This window comes from Fictibacillus terranigra, assembly GCF_030412265.1.
In the GTDB taxonomy this organism is placed as follows: Bacteria; Bacillota; Bacilli; order Bacillales; family Fictibacillaceae; genus Fictibacillus_C; species Fictibacillus_C terrinigri.
Window position 1 is genome coordinate 12,899 of sequence record NZ_JAUHLN010000013.1, and the last position, 20,208, is coordinate 33,106.

Below are 20,208 nucleotides of genomic sequence, written 5' to 3' on the forward strand. Positions count from 1 at the left end.
TTGCATGACCTGGGAGGAAATCATGAAAATTAAAGAAGTAATCGTGGTAGAAGGAAAAAGTGATACCATCGTGATCCAGAATGCGGTCAATGCGGACACCATTGAAACAAACGGTTCAGAGATCAGTGAGGAGACGATAGAACGAATCAGGCTTGCTCAGGAAAAAAGGGGAGTTATCGTGTTTACGGACCCCGATTATCCGGGGGAGCGGATCAGGAAGATCATTTCAAACCGGATACCCGGCTGCAAACATGCGTTCCTTCCCAAAAAGGAAGCGATCGCAAGAAATAAACGAGGAGTTGGAGTGGAACATGCCTCCAAGGAATCGATAAGAGAAGCACTGCGTCATGTGAAAGAAGAATATATAGAAGAAACAGAAAAAATTTCATGGAACGATCTCGTATCTGCCGGCCTCGTTGGTGGGGACAAGGCAAAGGCTCGAAGAGAAAAGCTTGGAAAAAGCTTGAAGATCGGCTATATGAACGGAAAGCAGCTGCATAAGCGATTAATGATGTTTCAGATCACTGAACAGCAATTTGCTGACGCCATGAAGGAAATTTTACAGGAGGAGCGGGAATGATGAAGGATATCTCAAATCCGCAAAGTACAAAAGCCATATTAAAAAAACATGGCTTTACATTTAAGAAAAGCCTCGGTCAAAACTTTTTGATTGACCGTAATATATTGAATAATATCGTAGCTCAAGCTGATTTAACAGAGGAGTCTGGCGCCATTGAAATCGGACCGGGAATCGGTGCATTAACAGAGCATATCGCACGCCAGGCAAAAAAGGTCGTTGCTTTCGAGATCGATCAGCGTCTGCTCCCCATCTTAAGCGAAACACTGGGGCCCTATCCACACGTAAAAGTCATTCATTCTGATATTCTTGAAGCCGACGTTTCTCAAGTGATCGCGCAAGAGTTTCAGGGGATCGAAGATATTATGGTAGTGGCAAACCTTCCTTACTATGTAACCACACCGATCATCATGAAGCTTTTAACAGAGAAACTTCCGATTCGCGGAATCGTTTGTATGATTCAGAAAGAAGTAGCGGACAGGCTTGCAGCTAAACCGGGAACAAAGGATTATAACTCCCTCTCGATCGCCGTTCAATACTACGCAAAAGCAGAGACGGTTCTTAAAGTGCCTAAAACGGTGTTTGTTCCGGCACCAAACGTGGATTCCGCTGTGATCAGGCTGACGCTTAGAAAAGAGCCCCCTGTTCAGGTAAAGGATGAAGACTTTTTCTTTGAAGTGATTCGGTCGTCATTTGCCCAAAGGAGAAAAACACTTTGGAACAACCTGCTGAACAACCTTCCATTAAAGGAGAAGCGAGAGCCGCTTGAAAAGGTATTTGAGAAGATACAGATTGATCCAAAACGCAGAGGCGAGACACTGACCATTGAAGAATTCGCAAAACTGGCGGATGCTTTAGCGCCCATCCTAAAATGAGAATCATGTTTCAAGTCCCGGTATCATATCTTTAAAAAGGATGATGTAACTGGGATTTGTACTTTTCTCCAAACAGGGGGAGTTCGATGAAACTTGAAATCGGATCAGTGGTTGGCAGAACGTCATATCAATGTGACCTATTGTTTCGTATCGTAGGGTTTAATGAAGATAAAACGGTGGCTGATCTGGCAGGAGAAGAGATGAGGCTGATTGCTGATGCCCCAGTCGCTGATCTTGTAGCCATGTCGCCGCAGCAGCAGCATGAGAGACGGCAGGCCGGGCAGGAAAAAGAAGAGTCCTCTTATAAATTGTTCAGACAGGATTACTACCTGCTCAGGCAAAAGAGGGAATACCTGTCAACAAACGGCTATGAGTATGATCAATCTTATTTTGAGCTGCCGGGCCGGGTTCTTCATGTAGATGGCGATCCCCTATATCTGAGCAAATGCCTGGAGCTCTACAAGCGGCTAGGTGTTCCTGTATACGGCATCCATCTTAAGGAAACAGAGATGCCGGATAAAGTGCCAGCACTCGTCGATGAGGTTCGTCCCGATATTCTGGTTATCACTGGTCACGATGCATACATGAAGAGCAAAGGATCGATAGATGATATGCAGGCGTACCGGCATACTAAATTTTTTGTAAGAACGGTTAGAGAAATACGGAGAAAATACCCTCAGCTGGATCATTTAATGATTTTTGCGGGAGCCTGCCAATCCCATTTTGAATCATTAATAAAAGCGGGCAGCAATTTTGCGAGTTCGCCGGCAAGAATTAATATCCATGCCCTGGATCCTGTCTATATCGTTTCCAAAATCAGTCTCACCTCCTTTATGGAGCACGTAAACGTCATGGATGTGCTGAGGAATACCCTTACAGGACGGGATGGGCTTGGCGGGGTCGAATCAAAAGGATTCTTGCGGACTGGCATGCCGATTAAATCACAAACCTATATTCAATAAGGGATCTCCAGCGTATTTTGCTGGAGGTTTTTTGCTTCCGAAAAAAAGATTCTTGGCAGCTATACATACTTTTTACAATTTGCAACATAATAAAAGTGAAAAAAAGGATAATTTTTCATTGACATTAGAACTTCATAATTGCTATAATTTTAGTTTTAATTTGACAAAAAGTAGCGATTTGTGTTACAATTTGTCTAAGTGAGGTGGAGCCGATATGAGTAAAACAATTGTGGACATTAGACGAATTTTAGAGTCTAACGTGGGTAAGAGACTTTCTCTAAGAGCCAACGGAGGTCGTCGCAAAACGATCGAACGACTTGGCACTTTAGAAGAAACATACCCTGCCGTATTTATTATTAAACTGGATCAGGACACCAACGCTTTTGAACGTGTTTCTTACAGCTACGCTGACGTATTAACAGAAACCGTTGAACTAACTTTCTTAGAAGAATCCCAGGTGGTTAGCGGGCAGTAAGAATCCTTACTGCTTTTTTTTTGTCTATTTTCCATAAAGGAAGGCACGGATAGCCAATCACTGATACATAACTATTGAAACATAGTAAAATACTACCCTTATCGCTTATTTTTGAGAGGGGTATTGCATCATGAGCAGAAGACGTGGAATGATGTCTGAACAATTCAAGATGGAGCTTGCAAAGGACCTTGGATTTTATGATACCGTCCAACAGGAAGGCTGGGGCGGAATCAGGTCAAAGGATGCAGGCAATATGGTAAAGCGCGCCATTGAAATCGCGCAGCAGAACCTGTCCCGACAGCAATAAAATATGCGAGACGCCGGAGCCATGCTCCGGTTTTTTGTATGGAATAAACGGTTTCAGCAGATCGCGCTATTCAATATAGTGGCTCCTTCCGTTTTATGATAGTATCAAGTTATCTTAATAATATAGGGGAATCTTTATGAATGATAATAAGATATCCATCAAGGCTCCGGCAAAAATTAATTTGTCATTGGATGTTCTCGGTAAACGGGAGGATGGGTACCATGAAGTAAAAATGATCATGACGACGGTAGACCTCTCCGACCGAGTGGAACTGACACTGCTTGAGGAAGATCGGATCACGATTGAGTCGACTGGAGGATTCGTACCACTCGATCAGCGGAACCTGGCTTTTCAAGCGGCCCTGCTGCTCAAAAAGACATTTGGGGTCAAAAAAGGAGTAGGGATCCATATTTCAAAGCATATTCCAGTTGCCGCTGGCCTCGCAGGGGGAAGCAGTGATGCGGCCGCTGCGTTAAAAGGGCTGAATGAGCTCTGGGAGTTAGGGCTTTCCTTGGATGAACTCGCTGTCCTAGGGGCGAAGATTGGTTCTGACGTGTCATTTTGTGTGTATGGCGGTACGGCCGTCGCTTCAGGAAGAGGGGAACATATTCAGCATATTAAGGCTCCTCCGCCATGCTGGGTTCTCCTTGCCAAGCCGCCGATCGGTGTATCGACCGCTGAAGTGTATCGCAGGCTCGATACTGATTCCATTGATCATCCGGACATTGAGGCCATGATTCGTGCGATCGAATCAAACGATTATGAAGGAGTCTGCGGAGAGCTGGGCAATGTCCTTGAAACGGTGACTCTTCCACTTCATCCGGAAGTTAAACAGATCAAGGATCAAATGCATCGACTCGGCGCAGACGGGGTGCTCATGAGTGGCAGCGGCCCCACGGTTTTTGGCTTATTCCAGCACGAGTCACGCGTTAATCGTGTGTACAATGGGCTAAGAGGGTTTTGCCATGAAGTTTACGCTGTACGTTTGCTTGGCGAAGGCCAAGAAGACTTTAAAGGTTAATGTTCTTACGGGAAATTTCATTTGTTGTTGATAAAAAACGTATGAAAATGGTATATTAACTTCAAATATTCGGTTTTTGGAGGATCAGGATGAAGTTAAAACGAAGCGGAAGAATGGTTGACTTAACAACGTACTTGCTGCAGCATCCCCATCAGTTGATTCCATTATCATACTTTGTAGAGCGGTACCAGTCTGCCAAATCATCCATCAGCGAAGACTTGGCCATCATTAAAGAAAATTTTGAGTATCAGGGAATTGGTTCTATCCATACGGTGGCCGGTGCAGCCGGCGGCGTAAAGTTTATCCCATCTGTTTCTGAAGGTGAGGCAAAAGAGATCATAGAGGAACTGACCGGGATGCTGGAAGATCCAGAACGGCTTCTTCCCGGCGGGTATCTTTACTTAACGGACATTATCGGCAATCCTAATCTTGTCAATCAGGTCGGACGGCTATTCTCCTCTGTGTTTTCACATCAAAAGATAGATGCGGTAATGACGGTTGCAACAAAAGGTATTCCTTTGGCATATGCAGTGGCCTCGCAGCTGAATGTTCCTGTCGTAATCGTACGCAGCAACAGCAGAGTGACGGAGGGGTCCACTGTCAGCATCAACTATGTATCCGGTTCGACAAAACGCATTCAAACGATGGCGCTGGCGAGAAGAAGCATCCAGAAGGGTGCCAACGTGCTCATTATTGATGACTTCATGAAGGCCGGCGGCACGATCCGCGGAATGATCAGCCTGATCAAGGAATTCCAGGCGGAAGTGGCAGGGATCGGTGTGCTCGTAGAAGCACAGGATGGAGCAGAGAGGCTCGTTGATGATTACGTGTCATTAACCCGGCTTGCCAGTGTGAACGAAAAGGAACAAAAGATAGAGGTTGAGGAAGGAAACTACTTCATTCAAAAGGAGAAGAGATAAATGAACAAGGTACAGACGGCAAAAGCACCTGCAGCAATCGGACCATACGTACAGGGTATGGTTGTGAATAATCTTTTTTACAGTTCCGGCCAGATTCCATTGACCGCAGAAGGAACGATGGTGGAAGGCGATATCGCCGCACAAACCCATCAGGTCTTTAAAAACCTTCAGGCTGTATTGAAAGAAGCAAACTCTTCACTCGAACAAGTGGTGAAAACAACCGTTTTTATCAAGGATATGAATGATTTCGGAACCATTAATGAAGTATACGGCGAATATTTCTCAGAACACAAACCTGCCCGTTCTTGTGTGGAGGTTGCCCGTCTGCCGAAAGATGCGCAAATTGAAATTGAAGTCATTGCTTTAGTCAGGCCATAAAAGGTAAGAAATATAGGGAAATAGCCCCTTTTTAATTTTAAAGGGGCTATTTTTTATTTTACGCAATTTTTTAAAAATTTTTATTTTATATAGAAGGATTTTGAAAGAGAATGAAGAAATGTTGTTATACGTTCTTATTTATGGAAAAAGGTGGTGTTTGGAATGGAAGTGACTGATGTAAGACTTAGAAGGGTGAATACGGAAGGACGTATGAAAGCGATTGCTTCGATTACGATTGATCATGAGTTTGTAATCCATGACATTCGAGTAATCGATGGGAATAACGGAATGTTCGTTGCTATGCCTAGCAAAAGAACGCCGGATGGTGAATTCAGAGATATCGCTCACCCAATTACGTCCAGCACACGCGAAAAGATTCAAAACGCGGTGTTGACGGAGTATCACAGAATGGGTGAGATGGAATCTGCTTTTGAAGAAGCAGGGGCATCCTAATAACGTGAACAAAAGAACTCCTTCATCAAAGAGGAGTTCTTTTTTTGTGGCTTTAATCTAACGGACGCGCGCGGTCCGGTCTCTGCCATAGGATTGGAGCTTTTTAACAATAGATTGACAAATCCTTCACACTCCTTGAAATGACTGTGATTATAAGATATATTCGTAAGGGAATATCAGCAATGTAATAGTAAAAATCATAGTGGAGGTCATTTATGAGTAAACGCTTCGCAGTAGTGTTAGCTGCAGGTCAAGGAACGAGAATGAAATCCAGTCTATATAAAGTATTGCATCCTGTCTGCGGCAAACCGATGGTACAACACGTGGTCGATCAGATCTCTCAATTGGACATGCAAAAGATTGTAACGGTAGTGGGTCATGGAGCCGAAAAGGTAAAGGACCAGCTCGGAGACCGTTCAGGATATGTACTTCAAGAAGAACAACTAGGTACAGCTCATGCAGTCATGCAGGCAGATGACGCCTTGTCAAAGGAAGAAGGCATTACGCTTGTCGTATGCGGCGACACTCCTCTGATTACTGCAGAAACGATGCAGAAGCTGATCGATGAGCATCAAGCTACGAATGCGAAAGTTACCATCCTCACCGCAAAGGCAGAAGACCCTGCAGGATATGGACGTGTACTTCGCAATGAAAACGGCACAGTTGAAAGAATTGTTGAGCACAAAGATGCAAGTGACGAAGAAAAGAAAGTACAGGAAATTAATACGGGAACCTATTGCTTCGATAACCAGTCTTTATTTGAGGCTCTTTCTTCTGTCAATAATGATAACTCTCAGGGAGAATACTACTTACCGGACGTGGTTGAGATCGTAAAGAAAAAAGGTGAGGTCGTAGCGGCTTATCAGACTCCATCTTTTGATGAAACGCTTGGTGTCAACGACCGCGTAGCTCTCTCTCAAGCAGAGAAAACGATGAAAAAACGAATCAATGAAGGGCACATGAGAAACGGTGTCACCATCGTTGACCCTGAACAAACGTACATCTCGTCTGATGCAGTCATCGGAAGAGACACCATCCTTTATCCTGGGACAATGATTAGTGGATCATCTGTCATTGGAGAAAATAATATCATTGGTCCGAACAGCGAAATTAAAGACAGCAAGATCGGAAATGGAAATACGATCAAACAGTCCGTGGTTCATGACAGCGAGATCGGGAATGAAGCAAACATCGGGCCATTCGCCCATATCCGCCCAGCTTCTTCTATTGAAGACCAAGTAAAGATTGGCAACTTTGTTGAAGTGAAAAAGTCTGTGATGGCGCAAGGTAGCAAAGCGTCTCATCTTAGTTATATCGGTGATGCAGAGATTGGCAGAGAAGTGAACCTCGGCTGCGGATCGATCACCGTCAATTATGACGGAAAGAACAAGTATCTAACGAAAGTGGAAGATGGCGCCTTTATCGGCTGCAACTCTAATTTGATCGCGCCGGTTACAGTTGGTCAAAATGCTTATGTGGCTGCAGGATCAACCATTACAGATGATGTTCCTGGTGAAGCCTTTTCCATCGCCAGAAGCAGACAGACGACGAAAGAAGATTACGTTTCAAAATTAAAGAATAAATAATAAAAGCTGTGAAAATGGCATGAAGTTTATAAAACGGAAGGAATAGGTGTTAATGGCTACTAGTTATGTTGATTCTACGTTAAAGGTTTTTACGTTAAATTCAAATATTGAACTCGCACAGGAAATTGCGAAGCATATCGGAATTGATCTTGGAAAGAGCTCTGTTACCCGCTTCAGTGATGGTGAAATTCAAATCAACATCGAAGAAAGCATACGCGGAAGCGAAGTTTATATTATTCAGTCTACAAGCGACCCAGTTAATCAGCACTTAATGGAACTGCTAATTATGATTGATGCGCTTAAACGTGCTTCAGCCAAAACGATCAATGTGGTTATTCCTTATTACGGATATGCCCGCCAGGACCGAAAAGCGCGTGCACGTGAACCGATTACAGCAAAACTAGTAGCAAACCTTTTAGAAACTGCAGGGGCGACAAGGGTTATCACCATAGACCTTCACGCCACCCAAATTCAGGGATTCTTTGATATTCCAGTGGATCAGCTTCTTGGTGTTCCTATTCTTGCCAATTACTTTGAAGATAAAAAACTCGATGATATTGTTGTGGTATCACCTGATCACGGCGGAGTAACGCGTGCCAGAAAAATGGCGGACCGCCTGAAAGCTCCAATCGCGATTATTGACAAACGACGCCCGCGTCCGAATGTTGTCGAAGTGATGAATATTGTCGGTAACATTGAAGGCAAGACAGCGATTCTGATTGATGATATCATCGATACAGCAGGTACCATTACACTTGCGGCAAACGCCCTTGTTGAAAACGGGGCGAAGGAAGTCTATGCTTGCTGTACACACCCTGTATTATCAGGTCCTGCAATGGAGCGCATCCAGAATTCCAGGATTAAAGAGCTTGTCGTAACAAACACGATTGTTCTTCCAAACGAAAAACGCACGGACAAAGTTACTCAGCTATCTGTGGCTCCATTGCTTGGAGAAGCGATTATTCGCGTTCACGAACAGCTCTCTGTTTCGAAACTATTTGATTAAAAGACAGCTTTTGGAGGCATGCTTTTTGCTTGCTTAGTTTTAAACTTCGTAAAATAGGGTAATTCTTATAGGGACTCATATTTAGGAAGGGTGAAATAATATGGCAACAGAACTCAAAGCCAATAAACGAAATACCACAAAGCGTTCTTATATCACTCAACTTAGACAAAAAGGCGACGTGCCCGCAGTAGTATACGGCAGCGGCACAGAACCCCAGTCTGTAGCTGTTACCGAAACAGAGTTTATAAAAGTTATTAAAGATCATGGAATGAACGGAGTTATTTCCCTTGTTACTGATGATAAGCAAAAATTGTCGGTGATGGTTCAGGAAATACAAAGAGACCACTTGAAAAATGAGGTCAGACATATTGATTTCATCGTGGTTGACCTTCAAAAAGCCATGGAAGCCGATGTACCTCTTACGGTTACAGGCGAATCTCCTGGAGTTAAAGAAGGCGGAGTTCTTCAACGGATTCTTCATACGGTGACAGTAAAAGCTAAACCGAATGATTTTCCGGATCACATAGAAGTGAATGCCGAAAATCTGAATATCGGGGATTCCCTCCTTGTAAAAGATCTTCAAACCTCTTCTTCTTATGAAATTGTAGATGATCAGGAGGAAGTTGTTCTAACCGTTACACCTCCGACTGTTGCTGATACGGAAGTCGAAGATGATGAAGATCGAGAAGAGGCAGAAGCTGATCCGGGCGGAGATGCAGAAGGAAAAGCTGTGGATGAAGAGGACAAGGGTACCGGCCAGGATAAATAAGCAAAAGATACCGATAAAGAACGGCGCAGCTAGCAGGCTGCGCCGTTTGTTTTGATCGTTGTCTGGCTCAGGCCGCGTAAAAAGGACCATTGAGCTTTCTGTGCAGGCATTCTTAATTAATGAGCAGCACCGTTTAGTGTATAATAAGGGTTAGCATTATAAGCTGCTGGACAATGCCTTTTTTTATTTAGAAAGTGAGGATTTCATGTGAAATGGTTTGTAGGTCTCGGAAATCCGGGCAGAGAATATGAAAATACACGCCACAACGTGGGCTTTTGGGTAATCGATGAATTATCGAAACGTCTTGATATTCCATTGAATCAGTCGAAATTTAAAGGAATCTATGGAAGTGGTGTGATCAATGGAGAAAAGGTATATCTATTAAAGCCGTTAACGTATATGAATTTATCAGGAGAAAGTGTCCGCCCATTTAAGGATTACTTCAAACTTTCTGTGGAGGATATGGTCGTGATCTATGATGACCTGGATACGCCAGCAGGAAAACTGAGGCTGAGGGAAAAAGGAAGTGCCGGCGGACATAATGGAATGAAGTCTATTATTGCCCATATTGGCACTCAGGAATATAACAGGGTCCGCTTTGGCATTGGACGGCCGGCCAATGCTCAGCCAGTACCGGATTTTGTTCTCAGTCCGTTCTCTAAAGAGGATGCCCCTCTTATAGAGTCAGCCCTAAAACGGTCAGCGGACGCGTGCGAAGCTTTCCTTTCCATGCCTTTTTCACGCGTTATGAATAAGTACAACGGCTGAATAGAAATCCCCGGTTCCGTTCATAATGGTTGTAACATAACATAATGTGAACCGGATAGGGGGCTAGAGTATTGGCTATTCATTATCATTGCCGCCATTGTGGAAAGCACGTGGGGAGTCTGGATCAGAAGGAACTGACTTCGGAACAGCTTGGTTTTCATGAGCTTACATCTGAAGAAAGGCAAGCGATGATCAATTATGACAAGCAAGGGCATGTACAAGTCAAAACCATTTGCGAGGATTGTCATGAAGCGCTTGAACGAAACCCGGATTACTATGCGCTCGATTCTTTTATTCAATAAGAAAGTCGCTTTGGCAGCTGGCCAAGGCCTTTTTCTGTTTTTGAACAGATTCTGCTGTGTGGAAGCATAGAATATTTCCATCATAGACGGGAAAAGAGCAAGAAACACGAACAGTAAGCATATACAACATAGTACTGAGGAATACGCGGGTTTGTATTTCATCAGGGGGGAGGTTTACATGTTAGGACTTAAACAGCTCTACAGCAAGAGCGATGATTTTCATGCTGTACTGACTGGTTTAAAGGAAAACCTGAAGGAGCAGCTTGTTGCAGGATTATCCGGATCCGCCAGAACGCTGCTGATTGCCTCATTATATGAGCAGACCGGACAAACACAGTTTGTTATCACTCATAATCTCTATCAGGCTCAAAAGCTTTATGAAGACCTATGCAGCCTGCTTCCGGAAGATGAGGTTTTTCTCTATCCGGTCAATGATTTGATCTCTTCAGAAATCGCAATTGCCAGTCCGGAGTTAAAAGCTCAGCGGTTAGAGGTACTGAACTTTTTGTCTCACAAGGATAAAGGCGTTATTATAGCTCCGATTGCAGGTGTCAGAAGATTTCTGCCGCCGAAAAATGTATGGAAACAAAGCCAGATTGATTTTGAAACGGGAATGGACATTGATGTTGAGCACGTATTAAACACTCTCGTGGCCATAGGGTACGAAAGGGTAAGCATGGTGTCGGCACCAGGCGAGTTCAGCATGCGCGGAGGAATTCTGGATATCTATCCGCTAACCGAAAGAATGCCAGTCCGAATCGAGCTGTTTGATACGGAAATCGATTCAATCCGCTTTTTTGAAGCGGATACGCAGCGTTCTGACAAAAAGGCCGATAAAATATCAATCGGGCCTGCACAGGAGATTCTGCTCTACAATGAACAATTTGAAAATGCCGTTGAAAAGATGGAAGCGGGAGTGGCCGCTACTCTTAAAAAGGTGAAAGACAAGCATGTCAAAGAAACGCTAGTTGAACATACAGCCTATGAAATTGGCCAATTTAAAGAAAAGCAGCGCTTCCAAGGGATGTATAAATATATTTCTTTATTTTATGATGAGCCTGCCAGTCTGCTGGATTACGTGCCGAATAACAGTATTATCGTAATGGATGAAGTGAGCCGTGTTCAGGAGATGTCGAATCAGCTTGAAAAAGAAGAGGCAGAATGGCATACTTCGATGCTAATGCAGGGAGAGATCTTGACAGATATCCGTTTATCACAGGAGGGTGATATCCTGCAGAAGGCGAACTTCCACAAAATCTATCTTTCGCTTTTCCTTCGCCATGTACCGCATACGAATCCGCAGAATATTTTAAATGTCGAAATCAAAGGAATGCAGAATTTTCATGGCCAGCTTCATGTGCTGAAAGGTGAATTGGATCGGTGGAAGAAGACAGGATACACGGTTGTCTTCCTGGCGGCGAACGAGGAACGCGCCAAGCGTCTGGAACGTGTATTGGCTGATTACGAGATGGAAGCGAGCCTGATCTCCGGTGATACAGCACTGAAGCCTAGAGTGAATCAAATTTTGATCGGTGACTTGTCGAGCGGGTTTGAATCTCCAAAACAGAAGCTCGCCGTCATCACAGAAGAAGAGGTCTTTACAAAGAAAGCAAGGCGTCCCGTTCGCTCTCAAAAAATGTCAAATGCAGAGCGGATCAAAAGCTACTCAGAGCTTAAAGTCGGCGACTACGTCGTACACGTCAATCACGGGATCGGGAAGTACTTGGGAATTGAAACTCTTGAAATCAAGGGGGTCCATAAAGATTATCTTCATATTCGCTACGCCGGAAATGACAAGCTCTATGTGCCGGTCGAGCAGATCGACCAGGTGCAGAAGTTTGTCGGTTCAGAAGCGAAGGAACCGAAAATCTATGCTTTGGGCGGCAATGACTGGAAGAAAGTCAAAAGCAAAGTTAAATCTTCTGTACAGGATATTGCGGATGACTTGATCAAGCTTTATGCTGAGCGAGAAGCCAGTGTCGGCTATGCGTTCGGAAAAGACGGAGCGGAGCAGCAGGAATTTGAGTCTTCTTTTCCTTATCAGGAAACGGACGATCAGCTTAGGGCGATCAACGAGATCAAAACGGATATGGAACGAACACGCCCGATGGACCGCCTTCTTTGCGGTGATGTCGGCTACGGAAAAACCGAGGTGGCGATCCGGGCAGCTTTTAAAGCGGTCATGGACGGCAAGCAGGTGGCATTTCTTGTCCCAACTACGATTTTGGCTCAGCAGCACTATGAAACCTTCCGTGAACGTTTTGCAGAGTTTCCGATTACCATTGGATCATTGAGCCGATTTCGTTCCAAAAAGGAACAGTCGGAAGTGACAAAAGGGCTGAAGAACGGAACCGTTGATATCGTGATCGGTACCCACCGCTTACTATCCAAGGATGTTCAGTATCATGACCTTGGGCTGCTTATTATTGATGAGGAACAGAGGTTTGGTGTTACTCATAAAGAGAAGATCAAACGGCTGAAATCCAATGTCGATGTACTGACTTTAACTGCGACACCAATACCGAGGACACTTCATATGTCGATGCTCGGGGTACGGGATTTATCGGTCATTGAAACACCGCCTGAAAACCGTTTCCCTGTCCAGACGTATGTGGTGGAATATAACGCCTCCCTTGTGAGAGAAGCCATCGAACGGGAACTGGGGCGCGGAGGCCAGGTTTACTTCTTGTATAACCGTGTAGAAACGATCGACAGGATGGCAGAACAGATATCCGCTTTGATTCCTGATGTCCGTGTAGCTGCAGCCCATGGACAGATGTCAGAGAACGAACTGGAATCGGTCATGCTGGACTTTCTTGAGGGCAACACCGATGTTCTTGTCTCTACGACCATTATCGAAACGGGTGTTGACATCCCGAACGTAAATACATTGATCGTATATGATGCTGACAAAATGGGCCTATCCCAGCTCTATCAATTAAGGGGGCGGGTTGGACGTTCCAACCGGGTGGCCTATGCGTATTTTACGTATCAGCGGGATAAAATTCTTACGGAAGTAGCTGAAAAAAGACTTCAGGCGATCAAGGAATTCACAGAGCTTGGTTCAGGCTTTAAAATTGCCATGCGTGACCTGTCGATCAGGGGAGCGGGAAACCTGCTGGGAGCTCAGCAGCACGGCTTCATCGACTCGGTAGGTTTCGACCTCTATTCTCAGATGCTGCAGGAGGCCATTGAAGAAAGAAAAGGGGATAAACCGAAGAAAACGACGCCAGTGATCGACATTAATATTGAAGTGGACGCCTATATTCCTTCAACCTATATAGAAGACAGCAAACAAAAAATTGACATGTATAAGCAATTTAAGGCAGTTAACTCACTGAAGGATGTGGATGAACTGCATGACAGCCTGATCGACCGTTTCGGAGACTATCCGGTTGAAGTGGAGTGCTTGCTGTTTATCGCCCGGATCAAGGAACTCGCCAAACAGGAAAGCGTGGACAGTATCGAACAAAAAGGTGATGTCGTCAACATCATGCTGTCGAAGGAAGCAACAGAGAAAACTGACGGTGCGAAGCTGTTTGATATTGTGAACAAGCTCGGCAGATTTATTAATCTTGGTGTAGAAAAAGAAAGACTCAAAATCGTATTCAACAAAAAACGCATCTCTGATAAAGAACTCCTCCAGGCGATGGAGCAGGTGCTGAAGAAACTGAAAAGTGTCAAAAAGGACAAAGCGAAGACAAGATCGTAGTGGAAAATAATGCCCGGCCAAAAACAACACGCTTTTGATGAATAGAACTGTTAATGTAACAAATAATACTAGCAGGGAATGGAACAATCTTCAAAAGAAGGTTTCATTTATTATATACATCCAGTGATTACATCATTTGAAAGCGAGGGCATTATTCCATGAAAGCAACAGGCATTGTACGCCGTATCGATGACCTTGGCCGGGTTGTTATACCGAAAGAGATCCGCCGCACGCTCCGCATCAGAGAGGGAGATCCTCTAGAAATCTTTGTAGATAGAGATGGTGAAGTCATCTTAAAGAAATATTCGCCGATCAATGAGCTCGGTGATTTTGCAAAAGAATACGCAGAATCCTTGGCTGAAAGTTCAGGGCATTCCGTTCTTATTGCTGACCGTGATTCCTTTATTGCAGTAGCAGGGGGATCAAAGAAGGACTATCTGAACAAAGCGATCGGGAAAGTGATTGAATCCTCAATGAACGACAGAAAATCGTTGCTCGATTCCAATGGCAGTGAAGTAGAGATTGTGGATGGAACGAGAGAATCATCATCTTACGTTATCGCACCGATCGTAGCGAGCGGGGATCCAATTGGAGCCGTTGCTTTACTGTCGAAAGAAGGAAAGAAAATCACAGAACTCGAGCAAAAGCTTGCAGAAACTGCAGCAGGGTTTCTAGCCAGACAAATGGAACACTAAAAGAAGGATGCCGAGGCTCCTTCTTTTTTTGCGTTAACGATCGCGCCGTTGCCTGACCCAGCTTCACCGCCCAGAGACTCGGGCACTACGCTCTCACACTTGCTGTGTGGGAGCTCCACCGCTTTTCGTCTCTAACCAGGCGCTTCAGCTTTTCTATCTATGTTATAATATGTCGTTAGAACCATGGTTAGGAGCAGGTATGGACGAACATTCAAAACGGATATGGCATGGAGCGCTTTTATTGACCATCGCTATGTTCATCGTAAAAATTTTAAGTGTGGTTTACCGCATTCCTTATCAAAATATAACAGGGGATACTGGATTTTATGTGTTTCAGCAGGTGTATCCGTTCTACGGCATCGCATCAACGTTTGCACTTGCAGGGTTTCCTGTTGCTCTTTCCCGAGTGCTCTCTGAAAGGTCAGATAACCTTGGAGATACAGAGCGGGGAACCATTATTCAGAGTGGGTTTACCGCATTTTTTGCAGCGGGGCTGCTCTTGTTTCTTGTTTTGTTTTTGGGGTCAGCTAAGATCGCTTTCTGGATGGGGGACCCCGGGCTTCAAGTTCCGATACAGGCAACCTCATTTATTTACTTGACCGTACCCATTGTGGCGGTGTTCAGGGGAATCTTTCAAGGGTGTGAACAAATGAAACAGACCGCTGTTTCCCAGGTAACGGAACAGTCGGTCCGGGTGGCTTGTATCATTGGATTTTCATATTATTTTATATCACATGGCTACAATGTATATATGGCGGGTGCAGGGGCTTCGATAGGTTCTGTAGCCGGTTCTCTAGCAGGGCTGCTCGTTATGGCTATCTATTTCTACAGGTCTGAAAATCGGAAAAAAGGATGGACCATAGGGTTAAAGCCTTCCATACAGACTGGCTTTCAGCTGCTCTCAGCGGGTATTCTTCTATCAATCAGCTCCATGATCCTGCTTTTGTTTCAGCTGGCGGATGCGTTTACGTTCGTTAATCTATTGCGGCAAAATGGCATGGACCCAGCGGAAGCGAGGAGCCTAAAAGGGATCTTTGACAGAGCTCAGCCGCTTCTTCAGCTGGGTACCGTCATAGCTACTTCTGTTTCACTTGCAGCTGTTCCAGCCGTTGCCTCTGCAAAAATGCACATGGACTATGGACGAATTCAAAAGACATGCGGGATTTCCATCAAGGCTGTTTTTATTATCGGTCTGGCAGCAGCGGCAGGACTAGCCGTGATCATCGAACCTGTAAACCGAATGCTTTTTGAAAGTACTGAGGGGTCACTTGAGATGGCAGTCCTTGGAATCTCGATCTTGACCGTTTCACTTTTCCTTGTATCCACCGGCCTTTTGCAGGGGTTAGGATGCAGTACGGTTCCAGTGATGAGCGTATCCGCTTCTTTTATCGCAAAAATCACAGGGAACTTTGTCCTCATGCCATTATGGGGTTCTTTGGGTGCAAGCTTTGCCACTGTACTTGCATCCGTAGCCGCCGCAGCAATAAACCTTGTTATTTTGGAAAGAAAAACGGCATTTGCTGCTGCAGGAAAATTTCATGGGATACGCATTGGAGGGGCCGCGGCTGTAATGTCATTGGCTGCATGGCTCATTAAGTCAGGCCTGGATCAGGTGCTGGCGGAATCCAGGATTTCTGATGCTGTCATTTCGATCGCTGCCAGTGCAGGAGGGGGGATCGCTCTTCTGGCGGCACTCACCACAGCGAAGGTAATTGAGGCAGAAGAACTGGTAAGCATCCCTAGACTGCAAAAATTACAGCATGTGCTGAAACGATGGACAGAAAGAAGGAGTTAATATGCCTTACTCTATTACAATACTTGGACTGGGAGCAGGGGATATACACCAGCTTACGGTCGGTGTATACCGAACGCTGCTTCAGTCACAGCATGTCTACGTCCGTACAAAAGACCATCCGGCTGTTTCTGAGCTGGAGCGGGAAGGCGTCAGCATGACTTTCTTTGATGATATTTATGAAAAACATGATGCTTTTGAAGAAGTTTATCGTGAGATCACCTCGGTGTTATTTGAAAAAGCATCTTCCGGCCATATAACCTATGCAGTGCCCGGCCATCCACTGGTTGCAGAGCAAACGGTACAGCTGCTGTTGAACGAAGCGGACAGCCGCGGTATTGAAGTGAAAGTGGCAGGGGGAAAAAGCTTCCTGGATGAGATGTATACAGCTCTAAAAATTGACCCGATCGAAGGGTGCCAGATTTTGGATGGAACCAGCTTGAAAAAGGAACAGATTCAGATTCGAAACCACGTCATCATCGTTCAAGTTTACGACGATTTCATTGCTTCTGAAGTGAAACTGACGTTAATGGAAAAGTATCCTGATGACTTTAAGGTGGCTGTTGTTACGGCTGCAGGAAGTGCCGGGGAATCCATTCAATGGGTTCCGCTTTATGAGCTTGACCGTTCGGTAACGCTCAACAACCTGACTGCCGTCTATGTTCCTCCGGTAGATCATGAGGAGATGCTGTATCGGGATTTTGAGCATCTCCGCGGGATTATTAAAGAGTTACGCGGGCCAAACGGCTGTCCTTGGGATAAAAAGCAGACACACCAGTCACTGAAAAAGTATTTGATCGAGGAATCCTATGAAGTACTGGAAGCAATCGATGAAGAAGATGATGACCATCTGGCAGAGGAATTGGGTGATGTTCTTCTCCAAGTCCTGCTGCATGCCCAGATCGGTGAAGATGAAGGATATTTTTCAATGGACGAAGTAATCTCTGTCCTCGCGGAAAAGATGATCAGGCGCCACCCGCATGTGTTCGGTGACGTGGAGGCCGACACAGCGGATGAAGTGCTTCAAAATTGGGATAAGATCAAGTCCGCTGAGAAAGGCAATGAGCACCGCCGCTCACTGCTGGATGGGGTCGCTAAAGGGCTTCCTGCTCTACATAAAGCTTATGATTATCAGAAAAAAGCGGCGAAGGCCGGCTTTGACTGGGATGAAGTCACGCCTATATTAGATAAACTCAGGGAGGAGTTCGATGAATGGAAGGCCGCGGAATCGGACGATGAACGCAAAAAGGAATTCGGTGACATCCTGTTCACCTTGGTAAACCTTGGGCGTTTCTACGGCATTCATCCGGAAGAGGCCCTGGCTATGACGAATCAAAAGTTCTACACCCGTTTTCGCTATATTGAAAACGAATTAAACAAAGAAGGGTTAGCTCCTGGGGATGCTTCTCTTGAAAAGATGGACAAGCTCTGGAATCAGGCAAAAGAAAATTTGTAAAACCCGGAAGGAATCTGTTTTTTCTTAGAGAATATTGTTCGAGAGCCAGCAGAACCCTTAAGTTTTCTGGACTTTCCCCGAATCTTTTGAAAGAATGACGAAGGAGGTTTTTTTAAAATGAACAGAAATGAATTAGTCACAAATATTGCTGAGAAATCAGGTTTAACAAAGAAAGACGTTGAAGTGGTAGTAAGCGGTCTTGTTGATGAGATTACAAATGCGTTGAAAAGCGGAGACAAAGTACAATTTGTCGGATTCGGAACGTTTGAAACAAGAGAGCGTTCAAGCCGTACGGGGCGCAATCCCCAAACTGGAGAAGAAATTAATATTCCTGCTTCTACAGTTCCGGCTTTCCGTCCTGGCAACAAGCTAAAGGAAGCTGTAAAGTAAATGCGTCTTGATAAATTTCTTAAAGTCTCCCGTCTGATTAAAAGAAGGACGGTAGCAAAAGAAATTTCCGATCAAGGCCGTATCGCCATCAACGGCAAACAGGCGAAATCCTCTTCGGTTTTAAAAGCGGGTGACGAGCTCTCGATCCGTTTCGGGCAAAAGCTTGTCACCGTCCGTGTAGACGAGCTGAAGGAACACACGAAAAAAGAGGACGCTGACCAAATGTATACCATCATCAATGAGGAATCACTTCAATCAACGGAAGAAGAACCTAAGTTTTAGGTTCTTCTTTTTTGTTCTATAAATGATTTCAATTTACAGAGGAAGGCCGAAAACGAATTTCTTGTTTTCATCGCTGTTCTAAAGTTGTCCCTCTTTTCATAAACATAAAGCGAAAGAGGGGGATTAGAATGGACCAATATCATAACTATGGCTCCTTGACTAGCAATACGAATCTTCCGGATCACGATGTGAAGATGGTCGGCCGGAAAAAACTTGAGATCACCGGTGTCAAGCAGGTGGAAAGTTTTGACAACGAAGAGTTTCTCCTGGAAACGACAATGGGCTTTTTGGCGATCCGTGGAACCAACCTGAAGATGAAAAATCTGGATGTGGAATCCGGCATGGTGTCCATAGAAGGGAAAGTATTCGACCTTGTTTATCTTGACCAGCAGAGCGGGGAAAAAACTAAAGGATTTTTCGGCAAGCTTTTCAAATGACCTTATCTGTTCAATTTCAGACGATGCTGTCCATGGCAGCCATGGGGATATGGATCGGGATGGCCATTGACACGTATGGCCGTTTCGTCCATGAACGCCGAAAATGGTACTGGCTGCACTTTATCAATGATGTGATTTTCTGGCTTCTGCAGGCCTTGATTGTCTTTTATGTTCTGCTTCATGTGAACCATGCCAATCTCCGTTTGTATATTTTTGCGGCTCTATTGTGCGGCTTCAGTTTTTATAAGGCCTTGCTTCAAACTGGCTATAAACGTTTGCTGGAATTGCTGATCCGCATCGTCACAAAATTGTTCCGCTTTTTCATACAGCTTTTCTATGGACTTATCATAAAACCTATAAAATGGGCAATTTCTATCATTTTTGCCATAGGGCTATTGGCGTCAAGATGGATATGGGCCATTGTTTTCACCCTGCTGAAGATTATTTTCTCTCCAATAAAATGGTTATTTAGACTGATTTCACGTTTCATTCCCATGCAAACATGGTATAATTTAAAAGGTAAATGGCTAAAAAAAGCAGGGATTCTTATTTCTCTGAAGAATACAGTCAAAAATTGGTTCCGCAAACAGGAGAAATAGGAGGGTGGACATGGTCCAGTTTAATAAAGAGAATATCACTGAATTAAATACGGGCTACGTTAAAGAACATCATCTCCAGCAAAAGATCGACGCGAAGAAAAAACGTGGATTGTATCGGCGCCTGGCGGTTTTTATGGTGGTTTTTTCCTTCTTTGCCTTTATGCTGATCTCAACCATCACTTCCCAGATGGCCACTATTGAGGAAAAAGGAAAGCAGGAGAAATACCTGAAGGCCAAATTAGTGGAGACAAAGGATAAGAAGTCACAATTAAAAGATGAAGTGCATAAACTAAAAGACGTTGATTATATCGGCGAGATTGCAAGACGTGATTATTTTATGTCAAAGAAGGGTGAGACCGTATTTAAAGTACCTGGGTCTTCGTCGGATTGACATCATGAATTTTTCACATGTATAATAAAGTAAACTTATGAATACCTAAGGAGGA

At 44.5% G+C, this 20,208-nt stretch carries 23 protein-coding genes; all 23 read left to right on the forward strand.

The annotated features are described in order from the left end of the window. The first annotated feature begins 22 nt into the window (after window positions 1-22). The 23 genes from rnmV (at window position 23) to QYF49_RS25375 (ending at window position 20,153) form a co-directional block, all read left to right on the forward strand. Window positions 23-580, forward strand: a complete 558-nt coding sequence (gene rnmV, locus QYF49_RS25265) for a ribonuclease M5 (RefSeq protein WP_290402319.1) — start codon at window positions 23-25, stop codon at window positions 578-580. After that, window positions 577-1,452 (forward strand): 16S rRNA (adenine(1518)-N(6)/adenine(1519)-N(6))-dimethyltransferase RsmA, encoded by an 876-nt coding sequence (rsmA, locus tag QYF49_RS25270; RefSeq protein ID WP_290402320.1) that lies wholly within the window; start codon window positions 577-579, stop codon window positions 1,450-1,452. The genes rnmV and rsmA overlap by 4 nt, the downstream gene beginning before the upstream one ends. 86 nt (window positions 1,453-1,538) lie before the next feature. Next, window positions 1,539-2,414, forward strand: coding sequence for a sporulation peptidase YabG (gene yabG / locus QYF49_RS25275; RefSeq protein WP_290402321.1), 876 nt, complete (start codon window positions 1,539-1,541; stop codon window positions 2,412-2,414). A gap of 214 nt (window positions 2,415-2,628) precedes the next feature. Continuing rightward, window positions 2,629-2,889, forward strand: a complete 261-nt coding sequence (gene veg / locus QYF49_RS25280) for a biofilm formation stimulator Veg (protein WP_290402322.1) — start codon at window positions 2,629-2,631, stop codon at window positions 2,887-2,889. 130 nt (window positions 2,890-3,019) lie between these two features. Further along, the gene (locus tag QYF49_RS25285) at window positions 3,020-3,196 is read left to right on the forward strand and encodes a small, acid-soluble spore protein, alpha/beta type (RefSeq protein WP_290402323.1); all 177 of its coding nucleotides are present in this window, start codon (window positions 3,020-3,022) and stop codon (window positions 3,194-3,196) included. A gap of 136 nt (window positions 3,197-3,332) precedes the next feature. After that, the gene (gene ispE / locus QYF49_RS25290) at window positions 3,333-4,217 is read left to right on the forward strand and encodes a 4-(cytidine 5'-diphospho)-2-C-methyl-D-erythritol kinase (RefSeq protein WP_290402324.1); all 885 of its coding nucleotides are present in this window, start codon (window positions 3,333-3,335) and stop codon (window positions 4,215-4,217) included. Between the two features lie 89 nt (window positions 4,218-4,306). Continuing rightward, a complete protein-coding gene (gene purR / locus QYF49_RS25295; protein ID WP_290402325.1) occupies window positions 4,307-5,137 on the forward strand; it encodes a pur operon repressor in 831 nt (276 codons plus the stop codon). Next, window positions 5,138-5,515, forward strand: coding sequence for a RidA family protein (locus QYF49_RS25300; protein WP_290402326.1), 378 nt, complete (start codon window positions 5,138-5,140; stop codon window positions 5,513-5,515). It begins immediately after the preceding gene. A gap of 162 nt (window positions 5,516-5,677) precedes the next feature. Further along, window positions 5,678-5,968, forward strand: coding sequence for a septation regulator SpoVG (spoVG, locus tag QYF49_RS25305; protein ID WP_053356264.1), 291 nt, complete (start codon window positions 5,678-5,680; stop codon window positions 5,966-5,968). Between the two features lie 215 nt (window positions 5,969-6,183). Further along, window positions 6,184-7,554 carry a bifunctional UDP-N-acetylglucosamine diphosphorylase/glucosamine-1-phosphate N-acetyltransferase GlmU gene (gene glmU / locus QYF49_RS25310; RefSeq protein WP_290402327.1) on the forward strand — a complete coding sequence of 457 codons (1,371 nt, stop codon included), beginning with the start codon at window positions 6,184-6,186 and terminating at the stop codon, window positions 7,552-7,554. A gap of 52 nt (window positions 7,555-7,606) precedes the next feature. Beyond that, complete coding sequence (locus QYF49_RS25315; RefSeq protein WP_290402328.1) at window positions 7,607-8,560, forward strand: ribose-phosphate diphosphokinase; 954 nt, start codon at window positions 7,607-7,609, stop codon at window positions 8,558-8,560. 100 nt (window positions 8,561-8,660) lie between these two features. Continuing rightward, complete coding sequence (locus tag QYF49_RS25320) at window positions 8,661-9,329, forward strand: 50S ribosomal protein L25/general stress protein Ctc (protein ID WP_290402329.1); 669 nt, start codon at window positions 8,661-8,663, stop codon at window positions 9,327-9,329. A gap of 207 nt (window positions 9,330-9,536) precedes the next feature. Beyond that, the gene (pth, locus tag QYF49_RS25325) at window positions 9,537-10,097 is read left to right on the forward strand and encodes an aminoacyl-tRNA hydrolase (protein ID WP_290402330.1); all 561 of its coding nucleotides are present in this window, start codon (window positions 9,537-9,539) and stop codon (window positions 10,095-10,097) included. A gap of 71 nt (window positions 10,098-10,168) precedes the next feature. After that, window positions 10,169-10,399 carry an anti-sigma-F factor Fin gene (gene fin / locus QYF49_RS25330; protein ID WP_290402331.1) on the forward strand — a complete coding sequence of 77 codons (231 nt, stop codon included), beginning with the start codon at window positions 10,169-10,171 and terminating at the stop codon, window positions 10,397-10,399. A gap of 178 nt (window positions 10,400-10,577) precedes the next feature. Then, window positions 10,578-14,111: a transcription-repair coupling factor gene (gene mfd / locus QYF49_RS25335; RefSeq protein ID WP_290402332.1), complete on the forward strand. Its 3,534-nt coding sequence runs from the start codon at window positions 10,578-10,580 to the stop codon at window positions 14,109-14,111. A gap of 158 nt (window positions 14,112-14,269) precedes the next feature. After that, window positions 14,270-14,806 (forward strand): stage V sporulation protein T, encoded by a 537-nt coding sequence (spoVT, locus tag QYF49_RS25340; RefSeq protein WP_290402333.1) that lies wholly within the window; start codon window positions 14,270-14,272, stop codon window positions 14,804-14,806. Window positions 14,807-15,005: 199 nt separating this feature from the next. Further along, entirely contained in the window at window positions 15,006-16,601 is a 1,596-nt protein-coding gene (locus QYF49_RS25345; protein ID WP_290402334.1) for a putative polysaccharide biosynthesis protein, read from the forward strand. Window position 16,602: 1 nt separating this feature from the next. Beyond that, window positions 16,603-18,054, forward strand: coding sequence for a bifunctional methyltransferase/pyrophosphohydrolase YabN (yabN, locus tag QYF49_RS25350; protein WP_290402335.1), 1,452 nt, complete (start codon window positions 16,603-16,605; stop codon window positions 18,052-18,054). A 117-nt stretch (window positions 18,055-18,171) separates the two neighbouring features. Continuing rightward, entirely contained in the window at window positions 18,172-18,444 is a 273-nt protein-coding gene (locus tag QYF49_RS25355; RefSeq protein ID WP_290402336.1) for an HU family DNA-binding protein, read from the forward strand. Beyond that, the gene (locus QYF49_RS25360) at window positions 18,445-18,726 is read left to right on the forward strand and encodes an RNA-binding S4 domain-containing protein (RefSeq protein WP_290402337.1); all 282 of its coding nucleotides are present in this window, start codon (window positions 18,445-18,447) and stop codon (window positions 18,724-18,726) included. Window positions 18,727-18,854: 128 nt separating this feature from the next. After that, window positions 18,855-19,163 (forward strand): sporulation protein YabP, encoded by a 309-nt coding sequence (yabP, locus tag QYF49_RS25365; protein WP_290402338.1) that lies wholly within the window; start codon window positions 18,855-18,857, stop codon window positions 19,161-19,163. After that, a complete protein-coding gene (gene yabQ / locus QYF49_RS25370) occupies window positions 19,160-19,762 on the forward strand; it encodes a spore cortex biosynthesis protein YabQ (protein WP_290402339.1) in 603 nt (200 codons plus the stop codon). The genes yabP and yabQ overlap by 4 nt, the downstream gene beginning before the upstream one ends. Before the next feature lie 10 nt (window positions 19,763-19,772). Continuing rightward, complete coding sequence (locus tag QYF49_RS25375; RefSeq protein ID WP_290402340.1) at window positions 19,773-20,153, forward strand: FtsB family cell division protein; 381 nt, start codon at window positions 19,773-19,775, stop codon at window positions 20,151-20,153. Window positions 20,154-20,208 lie beyond the last annotated feature (55 nt).